General features: G+C 71.9%; 15 protein-coding genes and 2 pseudogenes. 8 read left to right on the top strand and 9 right to left on the bottom strand.

The annotated features are described in order from the left end of the window. Positions 1-1,128 precede the first annotated feature (1,128 nt). Complete coding sequence (locus CCN35_RS10305) at positions 1,129-1,881, top strand: vWA domain-containing protein (RefSeq protein ID WP_086792360.1); 753 nt, start codon at positions 1,129-1,131, stop codon at positions 1,879-1,881. Next, positions 1,881-3,266, top strand: coding sequence for an extracellular solute-binding protein (locus CCN35_RS10300; RefSeq protein WP_067398196.1), 1,386 nt, complete (start codon positions 1,881-1,883; stop codon positions 3,264-3,266). The genes CCN35_RS10305 and CCN35_RS10300 overlap by 1 nt, the downstream gene beginning before the upstream one ends. Positions 3,267-3,411: 145 nt before the next feature. Here CCN35_RS10300 and CCN35_RS10295 read toward each other — a convergent pair whose 3' ends face one another. Then, positions 3,412-4,872, bottom strand: a complete 1,461-nt coding sequence (locus CCN35_RS10295; RefSeq protein ID WP_086792359.1) for a DUF1254 domain-containing protein — start codon at positions 4,870-4,872, stop codon at positions 3,412-3,414. 479 nt (positions 4,873-5,351) lie between these two features. Further along, on the bottom strand, positions 5,352-5,522 hold the full coding sequence (locus tag CCN35_RS28665; protein ID WP_169721348.1) for a hypothetical protein: 171 nt from the start codon (positions 5,520-5,522) through the stop codon (positions 5,352-5,354). 187 nt (positions 5,523-5,709) lie between these two features. Here CCN35_RS28665 and CCN35_RS10290 point away from each other — a divergent pair, with 187 nt between their 5' ends. Both CCN35_RS10290 and CCN35_RS10285 read left to right on the top strand, forming a co-directional pair. Beyond that, positions 5,710-7,053 (top strand): helix-turn-helix transcriptional regulator, encoded by a 1,344-nt coding sequence (locus CCN35_RS10290; RefSeq protein WP_067398199.1) that lies wholly within the window; start codon positions 5,710-5,712, stop codon positions 7,051-7,053. A 171-nt stretch (positions 7,054-7,224) separates the two neighbouring features. Next, positions 7,225-8,109, top strand: a complete 885-nt coding sequence (locus CCN35_RS10285; RefSeq protein WP_079129945.1) for a GAF and ANTAR domain-containing protein — start codon at positions 7,225-7,227, stop codon at positions 8,107-8,109. 50 nt (positions 8,110-8,159) lie between these two features. Here the strand turns inward: CCN35_RS10285 and CCN35_RS10280 are convergent, their stop codons facing one another. Then, on the bottom strand, positions 8,160-8,918 hold the full coding sequence (locus CCN35_RS10280) for a hypothetical protein (protein ID WP_067398201.1): 759 nt from the start codon (positions 8,916-8,918) through the stop codon (positions 8,160-8,162). Between the two features lie 647 nt (positions 8,919-9,565). On the opposite strand from CCN35_RS10280, the gene CCN35_RS10270 reads away from it, so the two are divergent. Together CCN35_RS10270 and CCN35_RS10265 are read left to right on the top strand one after the other, a co-directional pair. Then, positions 9,566-9,835 (top strand): hypothetical protein, encoded by a 270-nt coding sequence (locus tag CCN35_RS10270; protein WP_067398203.1) that lies wholly within the window; start codon positions 9,566-9,568, stop codon positions 9,833-9,835. 83 nt (positions 9,836-9,918) lie between these two features. Then, a complete protein-coding gene (locus tag CCN35_RS10265) occupies positions 9,919-11,259 on the top strand; it encodes a VanZ family protein (RefSeq protein WP_086792355.1) in 1,341 nt (446 codons plus the stop codon). A 549-nt stretch (positions 11,260-11,808) separates the two neighbouring features. On the opposite strand, the pseudogene CCN35_RS30200 reads toward CCN35_RS10265, so the two are convergent. Beyond that, a pseudogene (locus tag CCN35_RS30200) lies at positions 11,809-12,518 on the bottom strand (NsdA family TPR-like regulatory protein). A gap of 479 nt (positions 12,519-12,997) precedes the next feature. Between CCN35_RS30200 and CCN35_RS29320 the strand changes: the two are divergent. Beyond that, on the top strand, positions 12,998-13,153 hold the full coding sequence (locus CCN35_RS29320) for a hypothetical protein (protein ID WP_245863100.1): 156 nt from the start codon (positions 12,998-13,000) through the stop codon (positions 13,151-13,153). A gap of 208 nt (positions 13,154-13,361) precedes the next feature. Here CCN35_RS29320 and CCN35_RS10250 read toward each other — a convergent pair whose 3' ends face one another. Next, positions 13,362-14,321, bottom strand: a complete 960-nt coding sequence (locus CCN35_RS10250) for an LAETG motif-containing sortase-dependent surface protein (RefSeq protein WP_067399047.1) — start codon at positions 14,319-14,321, stop codon at positions 13,362-13,364. A gap of 252 nt (positions 14,322-14,573) precedes the next feature. Beyond that, positions 14,574-15,380: a DUF4142 domain-containing protein gene (locus CCN35_RS10245; RefSeq protein WP_236561275.1), complete on the bottom strand. Its 807-nt coding sequence runs from the start codon at positions 15,378-15,380 to the stop codon at positions 14,574-14,576. 326 nt (positions 15,381-15,706) lie between these two features. Between CCN35_RS10245 and CCN35_RS10240 the strand changes: the two genes are divergently transcribed. Further along, a complete protein-coding gene (locus tag CCN35_RS10240) occupies positions 15,707-16,624 on the top strand; it encodes an NAD(P)-dependent oxidoreductase (RefSeq protein ID WP_067399044.1) in 918 nt (305 codons plus the stop codon). A 266-nt stretch (positions 16,625-16,890) separates the two neighbouring features. Here CCN35_RS10240 and CCN35_RS10235 read toward each other — a convergent pair whose 3' ends face one another. The 3 genes and pseudogenes from CCN35_RS10235 to CCN35_RS28890 form a co-directional block, all read right to left on the bottom strand. After that, entirely contained in the window at positions 16,891-17,223 is a 333-nt protein-coding gene (locus tag CCN35_RS10235) for a TraR/DksA family transcriptional regulator (RefSeq protein WP_086792353.1), read from the bottom strand. 164 nt (positions 17,224-17,387) lie between these two features. Further along, positions 17,388-19,655, bottom strand: a complete 2,268-nt coding sequence (gene secD, locus CCN35_RS10230) for a protein translocase subunit SecD (RefSeq protein WP_245863098.1) — start codon at positions 19,653-19,655, stop codon at positions 17,388-17,390. Positions 19,656-19,771: 116 nt separating this feature from the next. Further along, a pseudogene (locus CCN35_RS28890) lies at positions 19,772-20,073 on the bottom strand (hypothetical protein); the annotation flags it as partial.

The following is a 20,073-nucleotide window of genomic DNA, read 5'->3' as shown; positions in this document are numbered from 1 at the left end:
TCGACTCGGGCGGGGAGTTGTCGCTTCTCGAGCTCTTCGAGCAGGTGCGCGGGGCGATGGCCGAGGCGGGCCGTGTCACCACGCTCGAGGACCCGTGGGAGCCGCAGTTCGCCGGTGAGCCGGGCATGGACGTGCTGCTGGGGACGGCTCGGGAGGAGGAGCCGGCGCAGCCCTCCGGACAGTCGCGCACCGGATCCGGGAAGGAGGACGCCGCGTCCGGCGGGTCCGGGCCGAAGGGCGGCGGGGGGCCGCGCCCGCGCCGTCCACCGCGCATCCCGGGCCTCGGCGGCGGGCTGCTTTGGGGCCGGGCCGGTGCCGTCGTCCGCTGGTTCGGCGGGCTGCGCGGACGGGTCCGGGGCGCGGTGAGCACGCTGCTGGTGCTCGCGCTGGCCGGTCTCGGGCTCGGCGGCTACGAGCTCATCGGCCCCGGTGGCGACCGCTCCTGCGCGCCGCCGCTCGAACTGCGCCTGCTGACCGACCCCGAGCTGGAGCCGACGGTGCGCGCCGCCGCCGACAGGTATTTCGTCTCGGACGCCAACACCACCGAGGACGGCTGCCGCCGTACCGGCATCACGGTCTACAGCGCGGGGGTGAGCAGTGTGGTCACCGCGCTGCGCCGGCACACCGACGCCTGGCAGGACCCCTCCACGGAGGACGACAATCCGCAGCGGGACATCGGGCCGCAGCCGGACGTGTGGATCCCCGCCTCGGNNNCCTGGGCGAGCGCGTGGGACGTCCGCTGTCCCGGCTGATCGAGGATCTGCGGCGGAGGGACCCGGGCGCCCGTGTGCTGCGCCCCGACCCCGAGTTCACCGACTCCGCCCTGCTGGCGACCGTCGGCCTGTACAGCGGCGCCGCCGATCCGCGGACCGCCGAGCAGAGCGTGCGCCCCACCGGGCGGCTCTCGCCGACCGCGGCGGAACTGCTCTGCACCCTGCCGTCCGACCGGGCCGCGGACGCCCGCACCGCCGTGCTCGTCCCGGAGTTCCTGCTCAGAAGCGGGGTGGGCTGCGCCCGGAGCACACGGGTGCCGCGCACCGCCGCGTNNACGGCGACCGGGACGCGGCGGAGCGCGACGCCGCCGTCGAACGGTTCCGCACCTGGCTGACCGGCGCGGAGGGCCGGGCCGTGTTCGGCGCGGCGGGCTTCCGGCACGCGACGGAGTTCGGCCATCCGCTGCTCGACGACGAGCACGTCGGCACGGGCGTGCTGCGTCTTCCCCGCCCGCTGCCGGGCCCCGCCGAGCGGACCTCGGTGGAGTCGGCGCTCGAGCAGTACCGCAGGGCCCGGGGCCCCGGCCGGGTCCTGTACCTCCTCGACAGCTCCAGCTCGATGGACCAGGAGGGGGCCCGGGGATGGGACGGACCCGGCGGCGGCCCCGGCATCCTGACCCAGTCCCTGGGCGGGCTCGGCACCCAGGACGAGTACGGGGTGTGGGCGGTGTACGACACCCTCGGCGGCCGGCCGTACGAGGTCCTGCTGCCCTTCGGGCAGCACCGCCGCGCCGAGGCCGCACAGGTCGTCGAGGCCGGGGCGGCGGTGCGGGACGCCGAGGCCGACCCGCACGCGGCCCTGCTCGCCGCGCTCGACGACATGGCCGGCCGCGGCGCCGACGACGAACGGCCGCGGCTGATCGTCTACATCACCGACGACGAGGACAACAACCGGCTGACCGGCAGGAACCTGGACGAGGTGCTGGCCCGGGCACGGCAGGCGGGGGTGCCGGTGGTCATGGTCTCGCTGGTCGCCGGCTCCTGCGACCGGGGCCGCCCGGACGCCCGGATCGCCGAGGCGAGCGGCGGCCGCTGCCTGGACGCGGGCGAGGACCTCGGCAGGGGCCTGTACGACGAGGTCGCACGGGTGGGGATGAAGGAGGAGTGATGGCCCGACGACCGGCGGCGGCGCTCGCACGTCTGCTGGTGCTGCCGCTGCTGCTGACGGCCACCGCCTGCACCGGCGGCGGGCCGGAGCCGGACCCGACGCCCGCCGACGTGCCCGGCACGATCGTGGTGGCCAGCGGCCGGGACGTGACCGGCAGGAACGGCATCCGCCGGCAGCTCATCGACGCCTGGAACCGGCAGCAGCAGAAGCAGAACTCCGTCTACCGGGCCCGGCTGGTGGAGCTGTCGGGCTCGGCCGACGAGCAGCGCAGCCAGCTCCTGGGCGCCCTGCAGTCGGGCAGCGCCGACTACGACGTGGTCAACCTGGACGTGACCTGGGTGCCGGAGTTCGCCGAGGCGGGGCTGATCCGGCCGCTGCCCGACCACCTGGTCGACGACGACGTCATCGCGTCGGTGGCCGGCACGGCCCGCTGGAAGGGCCGGGTCCACGCGGTGCCGTTCAACAGCGACGTGGGGCTGCTCTACTACCGGCGCGACCATCTGCGCGAGGCGGGGGTGCAGCGGACCGACCTCGGCACCGACGTCACCTGGCAGCGGCTGCGCGAGTTCCGCGACATCCTGGACAGCCGTCCGCCCCAGGGGTACGAGAAGCTGTGGACCACCCAGCTCGCCGCCTACGAGGGACGTACGGTCAACGCCATCGAGGCCTTCGCCTCGGCGACGGAGGGCTTCACGCTCACCGACTCCTCCGGCCGCTACACCGCCGGCCTGCGGGAGCTGACCGACGGCGTCGCCGAGCTGCGCCGCCGCACCGACTCGCCGTACCTCCTGGGCCGTGCCACGAGCTCCGACGAGGCCGCCTCGCTCGGCGACTTCGCGGACGGGCGCACGGCCTTCCTGCGGCACTGGCCGTACGCCTACGGCACGCTCCACCGGACCTTCACCCCCCGGCAGCTCGGGGTGGCCCCGCTGCCCGGCCGGGCGGTGCTCGGCGGGCAGAACCTGGCGGTGACCCGGTCCTCGCAGCGGGTCCGCAAGGCGATCGAGCTGATCCGGTTCCTGACCAGTCCCGAGAGCGAACGGTGCCTGCTGGACGCGGGGTTCGCCGCGACGCGCACCTCGGCGTACCGGGACGACCGGGTCCGGTGCACGGCGGTGCCCGCCGCCAAGGGCGCACCGGCGTCGTCCACCGACGAGCGCACCGACCACATGCCCCGGGACAGGGCCGGCCGGCCCGGCTACGCCCGCACCATCCTGCTTCCCGCCCTGCAACGGGCGGTCTCCCGTCCCCGCACCCCGTTCTACGGGGCCTTCACCCAGACCTTCACCGCGCAGCTGGACGGTCTGCTCGCCGGTGATCCGGCCGGTGACGCGGAGCTGGCCCGCCGGCTGGACGAGGCACTGCGGCGGGCCCTGCCGGACTGAACCGGGGCACGAAGCCCGCGTCACCGCAGGTGCTCGCTCCCGCCGCACGGCGCGGGTGAGCGCCCTGAGGGCCGCCGCCGGGTCGCGATCGCCTCGCGGACCGGCGGCGTCACCCGGGCCTCGTCCTGTGCTCGGCGTCCTGTGCTCAGCCGGTCCTGGTGACCGGGGGCGGGGACCACGTGCCGTCCAGGACGCTCTGCCGGGGCCAGTACATGCGGAGGATCATGTTGAACGGGCCGGCGGGTGCGGGCAGCCAGTTGGACTGCTGGTCGGGGGGCGGCGGGTCGTGCCGGACGTGGATGACCACCGATCCGTCCTTGTCGGCCTTGGGCTTGACCGCGTGGCCGATCGCGTACCGGTCCAGGGAGTTGGGCACCAGGAAGCCCTTCTGGTCGTACAGGGTGACGGACCAGAAGGCGTTGGCGGGCGGAGTGCTGCCCGGGGCGAAGCGGATGGTGTACCGGTGCGCGCCGTTCAGCTGCCGGCCCTCGCTGTCGGTCAGGACCAGGGGGTACACCGCGTCCTGGGGCAGGTTGGCGCCCAGACCCTGCCAGGCCGTGGCGGCCCGGCGCAGGTAGTCGGTGCCGTAGCGGCCGAGATCGAGCGCGACGCGCCAGCCGTTGACGTCCTTCCCGATGGTGGAGACGGCCTGCTGGATCCGCTGCCGGCCCGCGCTGACGGCCTGGCGCAGCGCCTGGGCGGTGGCCGGGCCCTTGGCGTCGATGTCGAACGGTTCGCCGGGGCTGATGCCGAGTCTGGCCAGGGTGGCGACCATGGGGGCGTCCGCCGGGCTGGGCGGGTTGTCCGCCATGGCGGAGGCGAGCCGGGAGAAGAACGCCTGGGCGTCCATCCGGTTGACGCGGTCCGGCGGCGACATGGCGGGCACGGCCGGGTCGACCCGTCCGGCGGGCGGGTCGTAGGGGCGGCCGTGGGCGCTGAGCGGCTTGAGGGTGTACTGGGCCACCAGGTCACGGACCGCGGGGAGGTCGGAGGGGCCGTTGAGCTGGGTACGGCCCAGGATCCAGGCGGTGTTGGTCGGGGACTTGATCTGCTTCACCCCGGCGGGGAGCGTGCCGTGCCAGTCGGGGCCGGTGATCGCGAAGTCACCTGCCCCGGTGCCCGTGGTGCGCTTGCCCGGTGAGGCGATGACGTTCGTCCACGCGTCCAGGATCGGCATCAGGTAGTACCGGCCCCGGGTGTCCGGCAGGTGCAGGACCACCGGCTCGTCCTTCAGGTCCAGCCAGGCCGAGGTGTAGAGGGTGTCCACATTGGGCGAGACCACCGTGGTGGACTCGGGGCCGGGAATGCTCTCCGCCTTGGCGAACTGGTTCACCGGCGCCTGGACGGTGGTGGGGTCCGGGCGGGTGACATTGGTGGAGAGCTGCTTGGTGGCCTGCATCAGGACCAGCGGGTAGCCGTAGACGTAGGCGTCGACCGCGTCGTCGGCGAGGGACGCGCCGCCGAAGGGTGCCTGCCGGGCGGCGCTCGCGTCGACGGCGCCGGCCGAGAGCAGCAGCGCGGCCGCCGCACCGGCCACCGCGCCCTTCCGCAGTCCGCGGAGACGAATGCGCGGTCCTCGGAGGCGAAGAGGCTGTGCGGAACTCATGGACGGCTTCCTCCTCGGTCGGGGAGGCGCGGGCACCGAGGTGTCCCGAGCACGGGAGCGGGCGGCCGGCTCCCCGCGGGAGCAGGCGCGCACTCGGTCTCACGCTGCATTGATCACCGAGGCGGAGCAATCGTGCACGGTCGTTCGAGTGACGGCGTGCGGTGGTCCGAGAGGGGCCGTACGGGAGAACGCTGCGGGAGGGCGCGCAGGAGGTGCCGATCCCGGCTCCCGGGGTCGGAACGGTGACCAGGGCGGTGACGGGGCGCGGCGAAGTCCGCTCCCGGCCGTGGGACCGTCCGGGAGCGCGGACCGGTACGGCGGACTCCACCCGCGGCAGGAGCCGCGAGGACGCCGGGACCCGCCGTCGCGCACGGGCCGGCAGGACCCCCGCCCGCCGCGCGCACCGCCTGCGGACCTCTTCGTCCAGGGGTCCTGGTTCCGTCGGTTCTCCTGGTTCCGTCGGCTCCGTCCGGCGGCTCTCAGGGGCTCTGGGCGATCTGCTGGTCCGGTGCCGGGTCGGGGGTCTTCGCCGGACCCGCGTTGGCCGCCGCGACGAGGGCGGCCACGGCTATGACGGCCGCGCCGAGTCCCCTGACGAGACGTGCGGAGAGGAATCCGCCCCCTTGGCGCGCGACAGTACGTCCGAGCACGGCAACCGACCTCGCAACGACAGTGATGAATTAAGCACGCTTAACGCATCCCCCAAACTAGGGGGTCGGACGGTCAACGGGAAGAGTGCCGAGGCGAGTTGGTCCCTCATGGGCGGAAGGTCCGGTGCCGGTTCCCGGCCGGTGCGCACCCCTGGTCACCGGCGGGCCGGCTGGCATGATGAATCGCATGGCGAAACGGGACGACCCGGAGACCATCGGACGCAGAGTGCAGCGCTTACGGCGCGAACGGGGGCTGACCCAGAGGCAGTTGGCGGAACCGGCGTACACCCCCGCCTATGTCTCCACGCTCGAGGCGGGCCGGGTCCGTCCCTCCGACGAGGCACTGAGGCACATCGCCGAGCGGCTCGGGGTCACCTACGAGGAACTCGCCACCGGACGCCCCGCCCGTCTCGCCACCGATCTGCGGCTCAGGCTGACCGAGGCGCAGCGCACCCTGGCCACCGGGGAGGCCAAGGAGGCGGCCGAGCAGTACGCCCGGCTGCTGGCCGAGGCCGAGAAGCACGAGCTCACCGACCTCCAGGCCGAGGCCCTGCTCGGGCTCGGCGAGTGCGCCCTGGAGACCGGCGAGCTGGAGAGCGGCCGGCGGTTCTTCGAGCGCTCCGAGCAGGTCCTCGCCGAGGCGCCGCTGCCCGCCCGGGTGCGTGCGCTGCGCGGCCGGGCCGTCGCCCACTACCTGGCGGGCGAACTGCGGTACGCGGTCTACCTGTTCGAGTCCACCCTCGACGAACTCAACCGGAGCGGACTGCACGACCCGGACGCCCTGCTCCTGCTGTACGCGAGCGTCATCGGGCCGTACATGGACATGGGGGCGCATGCGCGGGCCGCCCAGGCGGCCGAGTTCGCCCTCGCGCTCGCCCCGCAGGCGGGCGACCCGGCGCTGGTGGCCCGGATGCACCGGTCGGTGGCCCGCACCCTGCTCGCCGAGGGGCGCATCGCCGAGGCCGACGCCTCGCTCGCCAAGGCGTCCGAGCTCTACCGGCAGCTGCGTCTGCGCACCGAACTCGCCAACTGCCACTGGATGCGCGGCTACGTCTGTGCGCAGAACGGCGAACTGGAGCGCGCGGAGGAGGAGCTGCGGATCGCGCAGAGCATGCTGTCGGCCAAGCGCGCCGCGCTCTACACCAGTCAGGTCGCGGTCGAGCTGGCCGACGTCCTGCACCGGCGCGGCAAGTCGGAGGAGGCCGCCGAGCTGCTCCGGAAGGTCCTCGGGGACCTCTCCTCCGAGCGGGGCGCCGTCCACGCTGCCGCCGCGCACCGGCTGCTCGGCATCATCGCCGAGGACGCCCGCGACACGGAGGCCGCCGAGGAGCACTATGTGCGTGCGCTGAGCCTGCTGGAACGCGCGGGCGCGGCCGGCGACCTCGCCGATCTGTGCCGCCTCCTCGGCGATCTGCTGCGCCGCACCGGCCGTGTGGAGGCGGCCCTGGACGCCTACCGCACGGGCCTCGGCCACCGTACGGCCCCCGGCACGACCACCCTGGGACCGGCCCCGGCCCAGCCGCCGCTGTGACGGCCGACGGGCACCCGGTGCTCCCACGGGTGCGCACCCGGTGCTTTCCGCGGGTTTTCGGGAAAGGGGCGCGGGTACCCGACGGGCCGGCCCGGGCGGGTGGCCCGCGGTGGGGCGCCTCCTGGTGCGGTGGGCGCGTCTCTGCCCCGGGAACCGCGGACGACCGCGCCGATGGGATGCCGATGGGACGAGGAGGCGGTGGCCGTGCGGCTCAGGGACGGCGGCCCCGGCGCCCCGGGTGACGAACCCGGCCGGCGCGGCCCGGACGACGGCCGCTTCCGGGAGCACCGCCTCCACCTTTACGGGACGAACCACGGGATCGAGGTGGCGCCGGAGCGGAACCGCGCGCACGACCCGGTGAACGCCGTCGACGCGATCGCCGAGGACCTCAGGGGCGAGGCGCCCGCAGAGGTCCCGCACCGGCTGTGCGTGGTCGCGGTCGAGCTGCTGCCGGTGACCGGCGCGAGCGTCTCGCTGCGCGGCAACGGCATGCCCGTACGGATGAGCGCCAGTGACGACGCCGCCGCCCGGATGGCCGAGATCCAGGCCACCCTGGGCGACGGGCCGTCGCTGTACGCCGCGGAGATCGGCGCGCCCGTGCTGGCCTTCGACCTGACCACGGGCCGCGACGCCCGGCGCTGGCCGGTGTTCGCCCAGCAGGCGGCCGAGGCCGGGGTCCGGGCGGTGTACTCCTTTCCGCTCGGCGACGACGCCGTCTGCGTGGGCACGTTCGACCTGTACGGCGACTTCCCGTACGGGCTCACCCGGGAGGAGCTGCACACCGCCCGGCACCTGGCCGACCTGATGACCCTGGCCCTGATGTCCCTGCCCCACGAGGAGGACGGCGAGGGCGCGGGAGGAACGTCCTGGCTGAGCGGGCTCGCCACGGGCCAGGACGAGGTCTACCAGGCCATCGGCATGATCATGGCCCAGCTCGGGGTGGGCGCCGAGGAGGCGCTGGCACGGTTGCGCGCCTCCGCCTTCGCCCAGGGCCGCACCGCACGCGCCGTGGCCCATGAGGTGATCACGCACAGGACGAGGTTCGACCCCGACTAGTGCTCCACCCGACTGGTGCTCCAAGGGGGCCGGGGAGGACATCCGGTGCCTCAGGCCTGGAGCCGTTCCTGGCTGCGGACCTCCGTGAGACGGTCCACGCTCTTGCGGAGGGACTCGGCGGCGTCCCCCGGCAGGGTGCCGAGGGTGCCGGTGGTGAGGACGACGGCGTCGTCGCCGAGGCGTACGGCGGCCAGGTCGAAGGTGAGGGTGCCCGAGGCGCCGGTGAACGTCACCCGCAGGCCCCGGCGGGCGTCGCCGACCTCCGGAAGGGCGAGGTCCATGACCTGGATGTTCTGGACGCCGGACCGGGTGGTCGTCGCCGTGAAGCGGGAGCAGGTCTGCGGCAGGGTGCCGAGCCAGGCCAGGGCGCGGTCCACGTCCTCCGCGCGGAGCGCGAGCACCTGGTGGCGCAGCTGGGCCCCGCCGTAGCGGTCGTCGAAGGCGGCCACCGCGTGCGTGCCCGAGGGGGCGCCGAGCGGTTCCTCGGTGTAGAGGGCCTCCAGCAGACGCTGGCACTCGGGCGTCTCGGTCCACGCCTTGAGCACGCCGTCCCGCCAGGTCGCCGCCCCCTGGGTGGGGCCCCACGCCGGACCCAGGTCGGCCTCGGTGAGCAGTGCCTTCTGCGCCTGCTCCTGGGTGAGCGTGGAGGCCGGGGACGCGGAGTCCGGTGCGGTCGGACGGGCCGCCGACGGGGAGGCGGCGGCCTCGGCGACCCGGCCGGCCGGCCCGGGGGCGCAGGCCGCCGCGGCCGGCAGGGCGAGCGCGGCCAGGACCGAGGCGAGCAGGACACGAGCCGGGGGACGGAGCATGCGGGGCCTCCCGAGGGTCGAGTGCCGGCCTTCTTCACCGTTCACCTTTCACCGCACCATCCGGCCGCCCTGCCCACCAGCGCGCCGGTCCGTCCGGGTGAGCCGTAGGGACGTGGAGGCGTGCTTGTGGGGGTCGAATCCCCTGTCTTCGCAGGTCGGAGACGTGCTGAGCAGAAGAGGGAGCGGGGACGGTGAGTGACATGCCGGTTGGACCGGGCAAGCGGCCGGCGTACTCGGCGAGCGAGCCCGGCCACTTTCGGGTGCAGGGCGTCCAGGAGGCCGCACCGTCAGGCAAGGTGTGCGTCCCGCGGCGAAGCGGGTGCCGGTACGGCCGGCTTCACGGGGCCGCCCGAGTGCCTCGTCGGCGCTGCCGGGCTCTGTGCGAGGCTGTCGGCTGAGCCTGTGGCGCTCGATGGAGAATCGCCGGTAAACCTCTTCGCGGGCCCGCATGATGTCGCCCAGAGGGGCGTGCTTGGCGGTGCCCCGTCAGGGCGTGAAGGATAGCGCGTCCGTTTTCTCCGGGTTTTCCGGGCTGTAGGTGTCATGCTGCGGCAGCCGCGACGTGGCCGCAGTGAGGCGGCTGGTCTCCGTGAGGACGACTTCACCCTTCCTGAAGAAGGCCGGAGGAAGTGCTCCTGTCCGCAGGTATGCCCCGCGTCGGCTCCGGCTGGACCGACACGGGCGAGTCGTCCGACACGCACGGCCTGAAGAAGCGGAGCGGCGGCACCATCCGCGCCCGGTTCGGCTACAGCTACCACAACAGCACCCACTACGGATCCTGGTTCACTCAGTCCGCCGGGACCACCAAGTCCGCTCAGTGGAAGAACGTCTACATCAACGACTGTCAGAACCTTGTCGGATTCCTGAACGTCGACGGTCAGGGCACGTTCTACAACGCGCCCGTGACGGGCTGCTGACACGAGGGCAGCACAATCAGAACTGCCCCCGCCCCTCCCACGGGCGGGGGCATGCCTCTTTCCACCCTCCCACCAAGAGCCCCATGATTCAGACCCTCCTCAACGACCACACTCTGATGGGCACCGTCCTCGGCGTATGCGTTTTTGCCGGGCTCATCGGTCTCCTCGTGGCAAGGGCTGCGCAACAGCCGCTCATCATGAGCCTTCTGACCGCGACATCGACTGCGCTGATCCTGAGTGCAACGCTGTATCCGCTCTCGCTCAACGCCCCTGCGAACAACGTCTGCTACATCGAACGTGACCTTCTCACCGGTGCTGCCACCACGCAGGGCCTCATGAACATCACCTTGTTCATACCCGCTGCGGCAGCCTGGACCTGGATCACACGACGTCCCGTCTCCGTCGCACTCGCCCTCGCTGGACTGTCCGCCGGCATCGAAACAATCCAGGCCATCACGCCGGGCATGGGCCGCGCCTGCGACAGCACCGACTGGATCACCAACATCATCGGCGCGCTCATCGGCACCGCCGCAGTCGCACTTATCCTCTGGTACCGGCACCGCAACGCCCACCTCATCCGGCCCGGCCGACACTTCGTGCGGGTTTTTTCAGCCGCCATGGTCGCCATTGCCGCGCTCTGCGCCACCATGGTGACCCCCGTCATGTCGGATGTGGCGTGGGCGCACGACGCATCTGGTCCACAGCGCAAAGCGGCCCTGAAAGCAGCCAAGGAATTCCTGCCGCCCACAGCACATGTTGTGAGGGTTCAGTTCGATCCGGGCCCCGGAGGCACAGGCACCATACAGCTCAGCACTGACAAGGGCTCCCTTCTGATCGACTGGCCTTCACAAGAAGTGCAGTCCGGAATGATCGATCCAGTCCCTGAACGCGGGGCAACCAAGCAGGATCACGTGTCCGATGAGGAAGCGGCCAAGGTGGCGAAGCGTTTCATCGACGACCACTTCCCCTGGGCGCTTCCGGCGAAGCAGTCCATCAGCCGGGTGGGACCGCACGACGAGGCACGACTTGTGTCCTTGCGCCGCTACAAAGACGACGTGATGATGCCGATGCGCATGGACGTAGTGATCAGGCCCGGCGGTCGAGTCGCTTCATTCGCCGCACGTCATGTGAAGGATCCTGCGCTGCCCAAGGTCCGCATCAGCCGCAGCCAAGCCGTCGACGCCGCTTCCGTAGCGCTTGACGGTCATCCGGTGGCTTCGTCCGTGCTTCTCGCGGCGCGCGATGAGCAGGGCCGGTGGCGCCCGTACTGGATGATCACGCCCAAGGATGTCGTGCAGGACGGCGCTGTCATGGACGGCGTACCGGATGATTCCGCGACGCAAGCCAGGACGGCTTTTGTTGACGCCGTAACCGGCAAGATCAACGACAGGATCGACCTGAACACTGGTCCAAGTGCCATCTAGACACCGTCTCAGGTGCTGGTTCTGACCGGCAGGTTCCAATCTCGCTCCGTGGGTTCTTGGCCCACGTCTGGTCCACACTCACTGATCCACTTCGCAACAGGGCCGGGTTAAGGCGAGACAAGGCCATGCAGAAGGGAGTGCCCCTTCATCGAGGGACACCCCTTCTGATCAGTGCGTCCATGACCTGCGAAGATGGCAGGATCCGCATTCTGCGGGGACGTTTTTACGTCCTCATGTTTTTGAGAACCATTCATGCGGACGCGTATGCCGCCATGGGCATCCCGTTCATGCGGCGGCACGCCCTGCCGTTTCCCACGACAAGGACGCCAAGCAGGGTCCCGGCGCGCCGGGACCTGGATCGAGCGAACAGATTCCGGGCTTCGGTGTCCCTCGGTCGGTGCTGTAACCAGATGGTGGTCTAGGGGCGGGAAGCTGGTGCGTTCAGGAACAGTTCTTGGACGAAAGGTGGTGCTTGGTGGTGTCGCACGACACGCCGCCCCCGTACGGCCTCCTATGGCCGTACGGGGCGCCTCTGTGCGTTCTGGGCTCTTATGCCGCGGTGACCAGCACGCGGGCCCGCTCGGTGGAGTCGGCCACAAGGCGATGCCGCCCGAAGGCCGCGTACGCCGCTGCAAGTCCTGTACCGCCCTCGACGGCCCGCGACGGCTTCACCCGGCCGGCCAGCTTCAACGTGCGCAGCCCGGCCGCATACACCGAGTCGAGGTCGCGCCGTTGCAGGTGCGAGACCGCAAGCGCCGCCTGCGACATGGCGCCGCGCTGGGCCCGCTTCTGCCTGGTCGCGTGCTCGATGGAACGGCGGGCGTGTTCCTCGGCCGTCGCCGCGTCGCCCAGGTCCCGGAAGGTGTTGGCGTGTTCCCCGTGCAGGTACGCGGGGTCGATGAAGGCCGCCCACTCCGGTTCGCCGGCGAGGTCGGCGCGCTCGTATGCCTTCTCCGACTGAACGACGGCATGGTTCGCCGCCTTCTTGTCGCCGAGCAGGGCGAGCGCCCGCACCTTCAGACACCACAGGCCCGCCAGGCGGACCGGCGACGTCGTCTTCGCCAGTCCTTGTCGGCCCGCCTGTGCCAACCGCCAGCCTTCGGCAGGGGACCGAGAAGCGTCGCCTGGTCGGCCATCCCGGCGAGCACGTGCGCACCGAGCGTCGGATTGCGCGGCTCCTCCGCCAGGCGCAGCGCCTGGATCAGGTAGCGCTGTGCGACGGAATGCTCGCCGTTGTCGTACGCCATCCACCCCGGCAGGCAGGTCTGTTCGGCCGCAGCTTCGCACAGCGCGCGCCGTACCTGCTCGTCGTGCGCGCCGCAGCAGGGGGTGGACGTGCTGGTTCATGTAGTCGGCCAGCACCAGGCGCCCCGACCCGCCGCCCTGGAAGACGTCCATGCGCCGGAAGGCCGAGACATGTTCTTGACCGTGGTCACGTCTTCCAGCCGCATACGCGGCCCCGGTTCCGGCTTCTGGTCCAGGGTGTTCCACAGCCGGTCCCTCGAGGGACCAATACCAGCCACGGCGGCAAACGGTACGGTGGCAAGGAACCCGCGACGATCCACGTCAACTCTCTCCGGGGCTGCGACCACTTCCACCGTAGCCGCGAACGACGGGTCAAAGGTGAGGGCGGTATCGGCTGAACTGCCCTGGTTGTGCCCGAGGGCTTTTGCCGGCCTGCCGTCCGGTGCCTCCGTCGCCACCTCGGCCGTCCGCCGCACAGCCGCGGATCAACCGTGTGCGTCCCGACCTCGACGCCGTACGGGGCCGCGGCCTGGTCGGCACGCGCCTCGACGAGTTCGACGGCCGCAGGACGATGGAGCACAAACCGGATGCGAGGGTCCTCGCGCGTGCCGGACTCGAACGCCTCGGCCTGGAGGGCATCCCCCACTGACAGCCGCGCTGTCCCTCACGGGGCGGAGTGGTCCTGTCCATACGCTCCTGCGACGTGGGGATGTGGGTGAGCGCCCCCACGGAAGCCGACGTGGGTCTCACAGGCTCGGGACGGCGACGGGGCCGCCCGGGCATCGTGCGGCGGGCCGTGCCGCCGTCCGCCCGGGCAGCCCCGTGCGTGCTGCTCCGTACGTCCTGCGGGACCGTCCTTACGAGGAGCGGGTCGTCGTCCGGCGCCGTGTGGCGTACACGATCGCCGCACCGCCGGCCAGCAGCACCGCGGCACCGCCGGCGATGAGGCCGGCGTTGCTGCCGCCGCCGGTCTCCGCCAGGTCGCCGCTGCCGCCGTTCGGGGACGGGGCCGGGGCGGCGGCGGTGGACTCGGAGGCCGACGGGACCGGGGTGCCGCTCGGCTCCGACGACGGGCTCTCCGGCTCGGCGGGGGTCTCACCGGCCGGTGTCGTCGTGTCCCCGGCCGGGGCCGACGGCTCGGCGGAGGCCGAGGACGGCGGGGTGGACGGGGCCTCGGGCTCGGGCTCGGCCTCGGCGGCCGTGCAGTCCTTGGTGCCGCCGTTCCAGGCCGCGATCAGCTTGTCCTTGATGACCGGGCGGTCCGGGCCCTTGGGCAGCTCGCCGTGCTCGAAGCCGTCGTTCGCGTCCAGCTTGCCGTCGAACTTGACCGCCCCGCGGTACAGGTCGATCTGCGCGAAGCAGCCGGCGTCCGGCACGGCGATGTCGAGGGAGTCGGTCTGGCCCTGCTTGACCGTCACCGTGTCGAAGTCGACGAACACCTGCTCGCCGGAGGTGGCGAAGGTCGGGCCGTGGGCGAGGTAGGAGGCCAGGGAGGCGGTGCAGGTCGTGGCGTCGCCGGCGGTACGGACCGTGATGTGGACCTTGCCGCCCTGATCGGGCCGCAGGCTCTGATCGTCGACCTTGACGGCGTCGAAGAAGTTCTCGCCGTCCAGCGAGAACTGGCAGCGGTCGCTCCCGGTGACCTTGCCCGCGCCCGTGCCGGGCCGGTAGCTGCCGCCTTTCTCCCAGCCGTCACCGCCGGGTGCGCTCTGGGCCCAGGCACCGGAGGCGCCGGCGACGGAGGCGGCACACAGGAGGAGTGTCGCGGCGCCCGTTCCCCACAGGCGGCCGGCGGTGACACGTCTGGCTATGGACATGGGGATCCCATCGTGCTCGTGCACAGGGTGAACCGGTCTGTGCACAGGAGTGACTGGTCGCAGGACTGCGGCACGGACCAGGACAGGGTCCGTGAAGGACAGAGGGAAGGACACAGGGCCCGTCGGTCACACGCGCCACAGTGTGCGCTCATGGTCACGGGTACGGTCGGAGCGTGTCAACTTCGGTTCCTTCAAACGAAGTTCACTGCTCCGACCGGTCTTCGGCACAAAGGGAACCCGATGCTCCGCGCCTCACCCCACCTGCGGGCCGGGCGACTGCTGCGCCTCGGGGGCCTGCTTCGGGTCGGGGGACTTCGTGGCGGGGTTGGACTCGCCGGGGAGCACCAGCGGGCTCGACGTGGCGGTCGGCGGCGGGGTGAGCACCACCTGCGGCTGACGGCCGGACGGGGGCGGCGGGGTGAGGTCCACCTCGGGCAGCTTCGGCGGGGACGTCTGCATGTGCAGCGTCTGCTCGAAGTTGACCAGTCCGGTGTCCTCCAGAACCGTGATGTGGTCCAGGACGATCTCGTTGGCCTGGTTGGCGAGCTGGCGGATCAGGGTGTTCTTGGTCGTGGCGCGGATCTTCGCCACGGTGCTGAAGATCGAGCCGTGCGTCATGCGCATGGTGTTGACCAGCTCGGAGTCGAATTCCTTGCCGCTCTTGCTCGCGATCGTGGTGACGAAGCCCTCCTGCTGCGGGCTGGCCGTGTTCGGCAGCGTGATGTTCAGCAGGGTGGCGATCTTGCGGCAGCTGGCGTCCAGTGCGGCGTGACCGTCGACCAGGTGCTCACCCGCGTTGACGACCTCCGGGGTCGTCCCCTTCTCTATGGCCATCTGACCGAGCGGGTACTCCCACAGTCCGGCCGCACGCACCTTGACCACGAAGTCCCGGTCCGCCTCCGTCAGCGGTCCCCACTCCGTCTGGGCGATGACCCGGCCCTCGTCGGTGGTGACCTTGTTCAGACCGAGCATGCTCGGGTAGGCGAGCGCGGCGAGGGTCATGCTGAGGGCGCCACCCACGAAGAGAGTTCCCGCCGCGTTCCGCGAAAAACGCACCATGCCTCCTGCGCGGTCAAGGTTCCCGCCCAACAGGCGGTTCGGACACCGACTGATACGTAGGGGGAAGCGTAAAGAATCTTTTGATTCGGTAAAAACTTGCCGCCGGCGGGTGTGACGCCGCTCACTCGGCGGCGGCGTCCCCGGTGACATCCGGTCAGATCGACGCCCGAACCGGCCATTTCCGCTCCCTTGTCGCTTCTTCGGGTGACAATTCCTTGTTCTTCTCGGAGAACGGCCGGGGCGGGTACCCGCAGCCGTACGCCGTCCGTGCGGACACCGGGCCCGCACCCCGGCCGCACCGTCGGCGCCGACCAGGAGGTGGATACATGACCGACACCCTTGCCGTGGCCGTTCTGGGCACCGGGATCATGGGCGCGGCGATGGCCCGCAACCTCGTGCGCGCCGGACACAGCGTCCGGGTCTGGAACCGCACCCGGGACAAGGCCGAGCCGCTGGCCTCCGATGGTGCCGAGGTGGCCGAAAGCCCCTCCGAAGCGGTGCGCGGGGCCGACGCGGTCCTGACGATGCTCTACGACGGCGGCACGGTCCTGGACGTCATGCGCGAGGCCGCCCCCGCGCTGCGCCGGGGCGCCGTGTGGGTGCAGTCGACCACGGTGGGAGTGGAGTCGGTCGCCGAGCTGGCCGCCCTCGCCGACAAGCACGGCGTGGTGTTCTACGACGCTCCCGTGCTGGGCACCAGGCAGCCGGCCGAGGCCGGGCGGCTGACCGTGCTGGCGGCGGGACCGGTCGAGGGCCGGCGGGCGGTGACACCGGTGTTCGAGGCGGTCGGCAGCCGCACGGTGTGGACCGGCGAGGACGCCGCGGCGGGCACCGCCACACGGCTGAAGCTGGTGGCCAACAGCTGGGTCGTCGCGGTCACCGCCGCGGTCGGGGAGACGCTGGCCCTGGCCAAGGGGCTCGGCGTGGACCCGCGGGACTTCCTCGACCTCGTCGCGGGGGGCCCGCTCGACATGGACTATCTGCGCGCCAAGGCGGACGTCATCCTCGAGGACGGGTTCCTCCCGCCGAGTTTCGCGGTGACCACCGCGGAGAAGGACGCCCGTCTGATCCTCCGGGCCGGCGAGCGCCACGGCGTCCGGCTCGACGTGGCCGCCGCGAACGCCGAACGCTTCGCCCGCGCCGCCGCCCAGGGGCATGGGGAGAAGGACATGGCGGCGGCGTACTTCGCGAGCTTCACCGATCAGGGCCCGGCCGGTGCGGACCGGGGGCGGGCGCAGCCGTGACCTTCCGCGCGGGTGGTTCCCCGCGGTCCTGGTGAGCCCTTTTGCCGGGCGGCCGGACGGAAGGGGCGGCACCCGTGAACCGGATCCGGTTCACGGGTGCTCCCGGGGCTCCCTCCTGCTCTCGGGCCCTCCCCTGAGGCACGGCGGCCCCGGGGAACGGCAGGGCATGTGCACGCGGCGCTGCCGGGGGAGGGAAAGGAGAGAGGGAAGGAGAGCGAAGAGAACGAGAGGGAGCAGGAGAGAGCGGGGGAGGGAGGACCGCCGGTCTAGCCGGCGCGCTGCTGGCAGGGCACGCAGCAACGGGCGTACGGCAGGATCTCCAGCCGTTCCACGGGGATGGGCTTGGAGCAGCTCTCGCAGTTTCCGTACGAACCGTCGTCCAGCCGGGCGAAGGCGGCCTCGATGTCCTTCAGCGCCCGCTGCAGGGTGCTCTTCTGCGCCTTCAGAAGATCGGCGGCCTCCTGGCCGCCGTTGGCGCTCTCCTCGATGGCCCGCAACTGTTCGAGGCGGGAGTCACGTTCGTGCTCCAGACGCTGGCGGGCCTCCTGCGCGCTCATGCGCTCGGCCGCGGAGTCACTGCGGGTGGTCTCCAACGACATCGGCGATACGGTCCCTTCTGGCAAGAGCCGGTGAGGGGGGCCGCAGCGATGTGCGGCCCCCCTCCTGTGATCTTCCAGAGTGGCCCGGAGCGCGCGTCCCGGCCATCGGTCGCAGCACCCATTTCCGGTGGGCGGCGGGGTGCACCGCCCACCGGATCGGCGTATCAGACCTGCGCGGCCGGTGCGGACCGGCGCGCCGGCTTGCGGCGCTGCGGCCGCTGCGGGGTGGCCCCGCTGCGCTTGCTGAACTCGATGGCGAGCGGGGTGGCGGTGAACACCGAGGAGTAGGTGCCGACCACGATGCCGATGAGCAGCGCGAGCGCGAAATCGGTCAGCGAGTCGCCGCCGAGCACCGCCAGGGCGGCGAGGATCAGCAGGGCGCCCATACCGGTGTTCACGGTGCGGGGCAGGGTCTGCAGGATCGCGCTGTTGCAGGCCTCGGACAGCGGTGTCTTGCGGTTCCTCTGGAGCAGCTCCCGGATGCGGTCGAAGACGACCACCGAGTCGTTGACCGAGTAACCGATGACGGTGAGCAGGGCCGCCAGGAACACGGCGTCGATGGGCTTGCCCAGCCAGGCGAAGGCGCCGAGGAGGATGATCACGTCGTGCGCCAGTGCGCCGACCGCCGCGGTGCCGAACACGAAGCGGAAGCGGGCGGCGAGATACAGCAGCTGGGCACCGAGGGCCACGGAGAGGGCGATGAGGGCGTTGCGGCGCAGCTCCTCGCCGATGCTCGGGCCGATCTGCTCGTCGCGGATCTTCTCCGCCTTGCCGCCGAGGGAATCGATGGTTTTGGTGATCTTGTCCGCTTCTTCGTAGGTCAGCTGCTCGGTGCGCACGGTCAGCTCCTTGTCACCGGAGGACTGCACGACCGCGTTGGGGAAGCCGACGTCGGCGAGGGCGCTGCGGGCCCGGTCGGGGCTGACGGTGGTGCTGGTGCTGTACTCGATCAGCCGGCCGCCGGTGAACTCCAGGCCGAAGTTCAGGCCCCGGACCGCGATGCCCGTGCCGGCGAGCACCAGTGCGATCGCGGAGGCCGCCAGCCAGCGGCGCGGGCGCTTCATCAGCTGCGGGTTGCGGTTCACCAGGAAGTCGCGCACCCGTCCGGTGTTCGCCAGCCCCGAGATCTTCGGCCGGCGGCGCACCGCCCGGCGGGACACGGCGAACTCGGCGAGCACGCGGGTGATCACCAGGGCGCTGATCATCGAGGCGACGACACCGATGGCGAGGGTGACGGCGAAGCCCCGCACCGGGCCGGTGGACAGGAAGAACAGCAGTCCGGCCGCGATCAGCGTGGTGATGTTGGAGTCGGCGATCGCGCTGAAGGCGTTGCGGAAGCCGGCGGTGAGGGCCGAGCGTGCGCTGGGCCGGTGCATGCTGGCGTATTCCTCACGTGCTCGCTCGAAGACGAGCACGTTGGCGTCCACGGCCATGCCGATCGCCAGCACGAAACCGGCCAGACCCGGCAGGGTCAGGGTGGCGCCGAGGCCGGCCAGGGCGGCGTAGGAGATCAGGCCGTAGCAGGCCAGGGCCACGGTCGCGAGGAAGCCGGTGAGCCGGTAGACGCTGATGATGAACAGCGCGGTCAGCGCGGTGCCGATCACCGCGGCCCAGGCGGTGGCCTTGATGGCGGCGGCGCCCAGGGTCGGGCCGACGGTGTTCTGCTGGACGGTCTCGACCGGCACGGGCAGGGCACCACCGCTGATCAGCAGGGCCAGCTCGCGGGCCTCGGCGTCGGTGAAGGAGCCGGTGATCTGCGTGGAGCCGCCGGTGATGCCCACCCCGCAGGAGACCTGTGCGTCGACCTGCGGCGAGGAGATGATCCGGTCGTCGAGCACGATGGCCACACGGCGCATGGGGTCGCCCAGCGACTTGCAGGCGGCCTCACCGGTCAGCTTGGCCCAGCCCCGGCTGCCGGCCTTGTTGAAGTCGATGGTGACGTACCAGCCGGCGCCCCGCTCCTGGTCGAAGCGGGCGTCGGCCCCCTTGACGTCCTTACCGGTCAGGGAGGCCTTCTGCAGGCGCAGCTTCTGCCCCGACTCGTCGGGGAGCACGAGCTCCTTCGACTCCCCGGGCGTGGGCTTGACGGTCTTCGCACCGGGGTCGGCCACGCCGAGCACCGGGTGGAAGGTCAGCTGGGCGGTGCGGCCGAGCACGTCGGCGGCCTTCTTCGGGTCCTGGACGCCGGGCAGCTCGACGATGATCCGGTTGCTGCCCGAGCGGACGAGGGTCGGTTCGGCCACACCGAGCGCGTCGACCCGGCCGCGGAGCACTTCCAGGGTGCGGTCGGTGGCCGCGCTGTCGGCCTTGACGGCCGACGTGGACTTGGTCTCCAGGACGATCTGGGTGCCGCCCCGCAGGTCGAGTCCGAGACGGACCGGAACGGTGACGGCGATATAGACGGATAGCGCGATCACGATGAGGGCGAACATCGCCCTCACCTTGTTTGAACGAATCAACAAAAGCCTCCGGCAGGCACACCGCGACCACAGCCGCACGGTCACGGCGGCGGGTCACGGCGGTGGGAACGGCGAACGGAACGAAAGGATCACGTGCCGGGGCCGTCGGGTGGTGCCCGTCCGCCGACCCGGACCACATGTCCCACCGGGCACGGCACGTACCCGGCCGCCGCCGCCACGCGCCTGCCCGGGGGCGCGGCCGGCGCCGCCTGCCGTGCGGCCGTCGCCGACTGTGCGTGCGGGGGCGGACGCTCGCCGTGCGCCTCCTGCCGCGTCGCGTTCTGCGTGGAGCACACGTGCCGGTACTGCTCGTCGGACCGGGGAGCACCGCCGGGAGGATCCCGGTCGGTGTCGTCGCCCGCGGGACCGGAGGGCCGCTGGGGGCGGGGGG

This window comes from Streptomyces thermovulgaris, from assembly GCF_002155915.1.
Classification (GTDB): domain Bacteria; phylum Actinomycetota; class Actinomycetes; order Streptomycetales; family Streptomycetaceae; genus Streptomyces; species Streptomyces thermovulgaris.
Note: the sequence above shows the minus strand (reverse complement) of the source record. Positions and strands in the feature narration are given on the sequence as shown.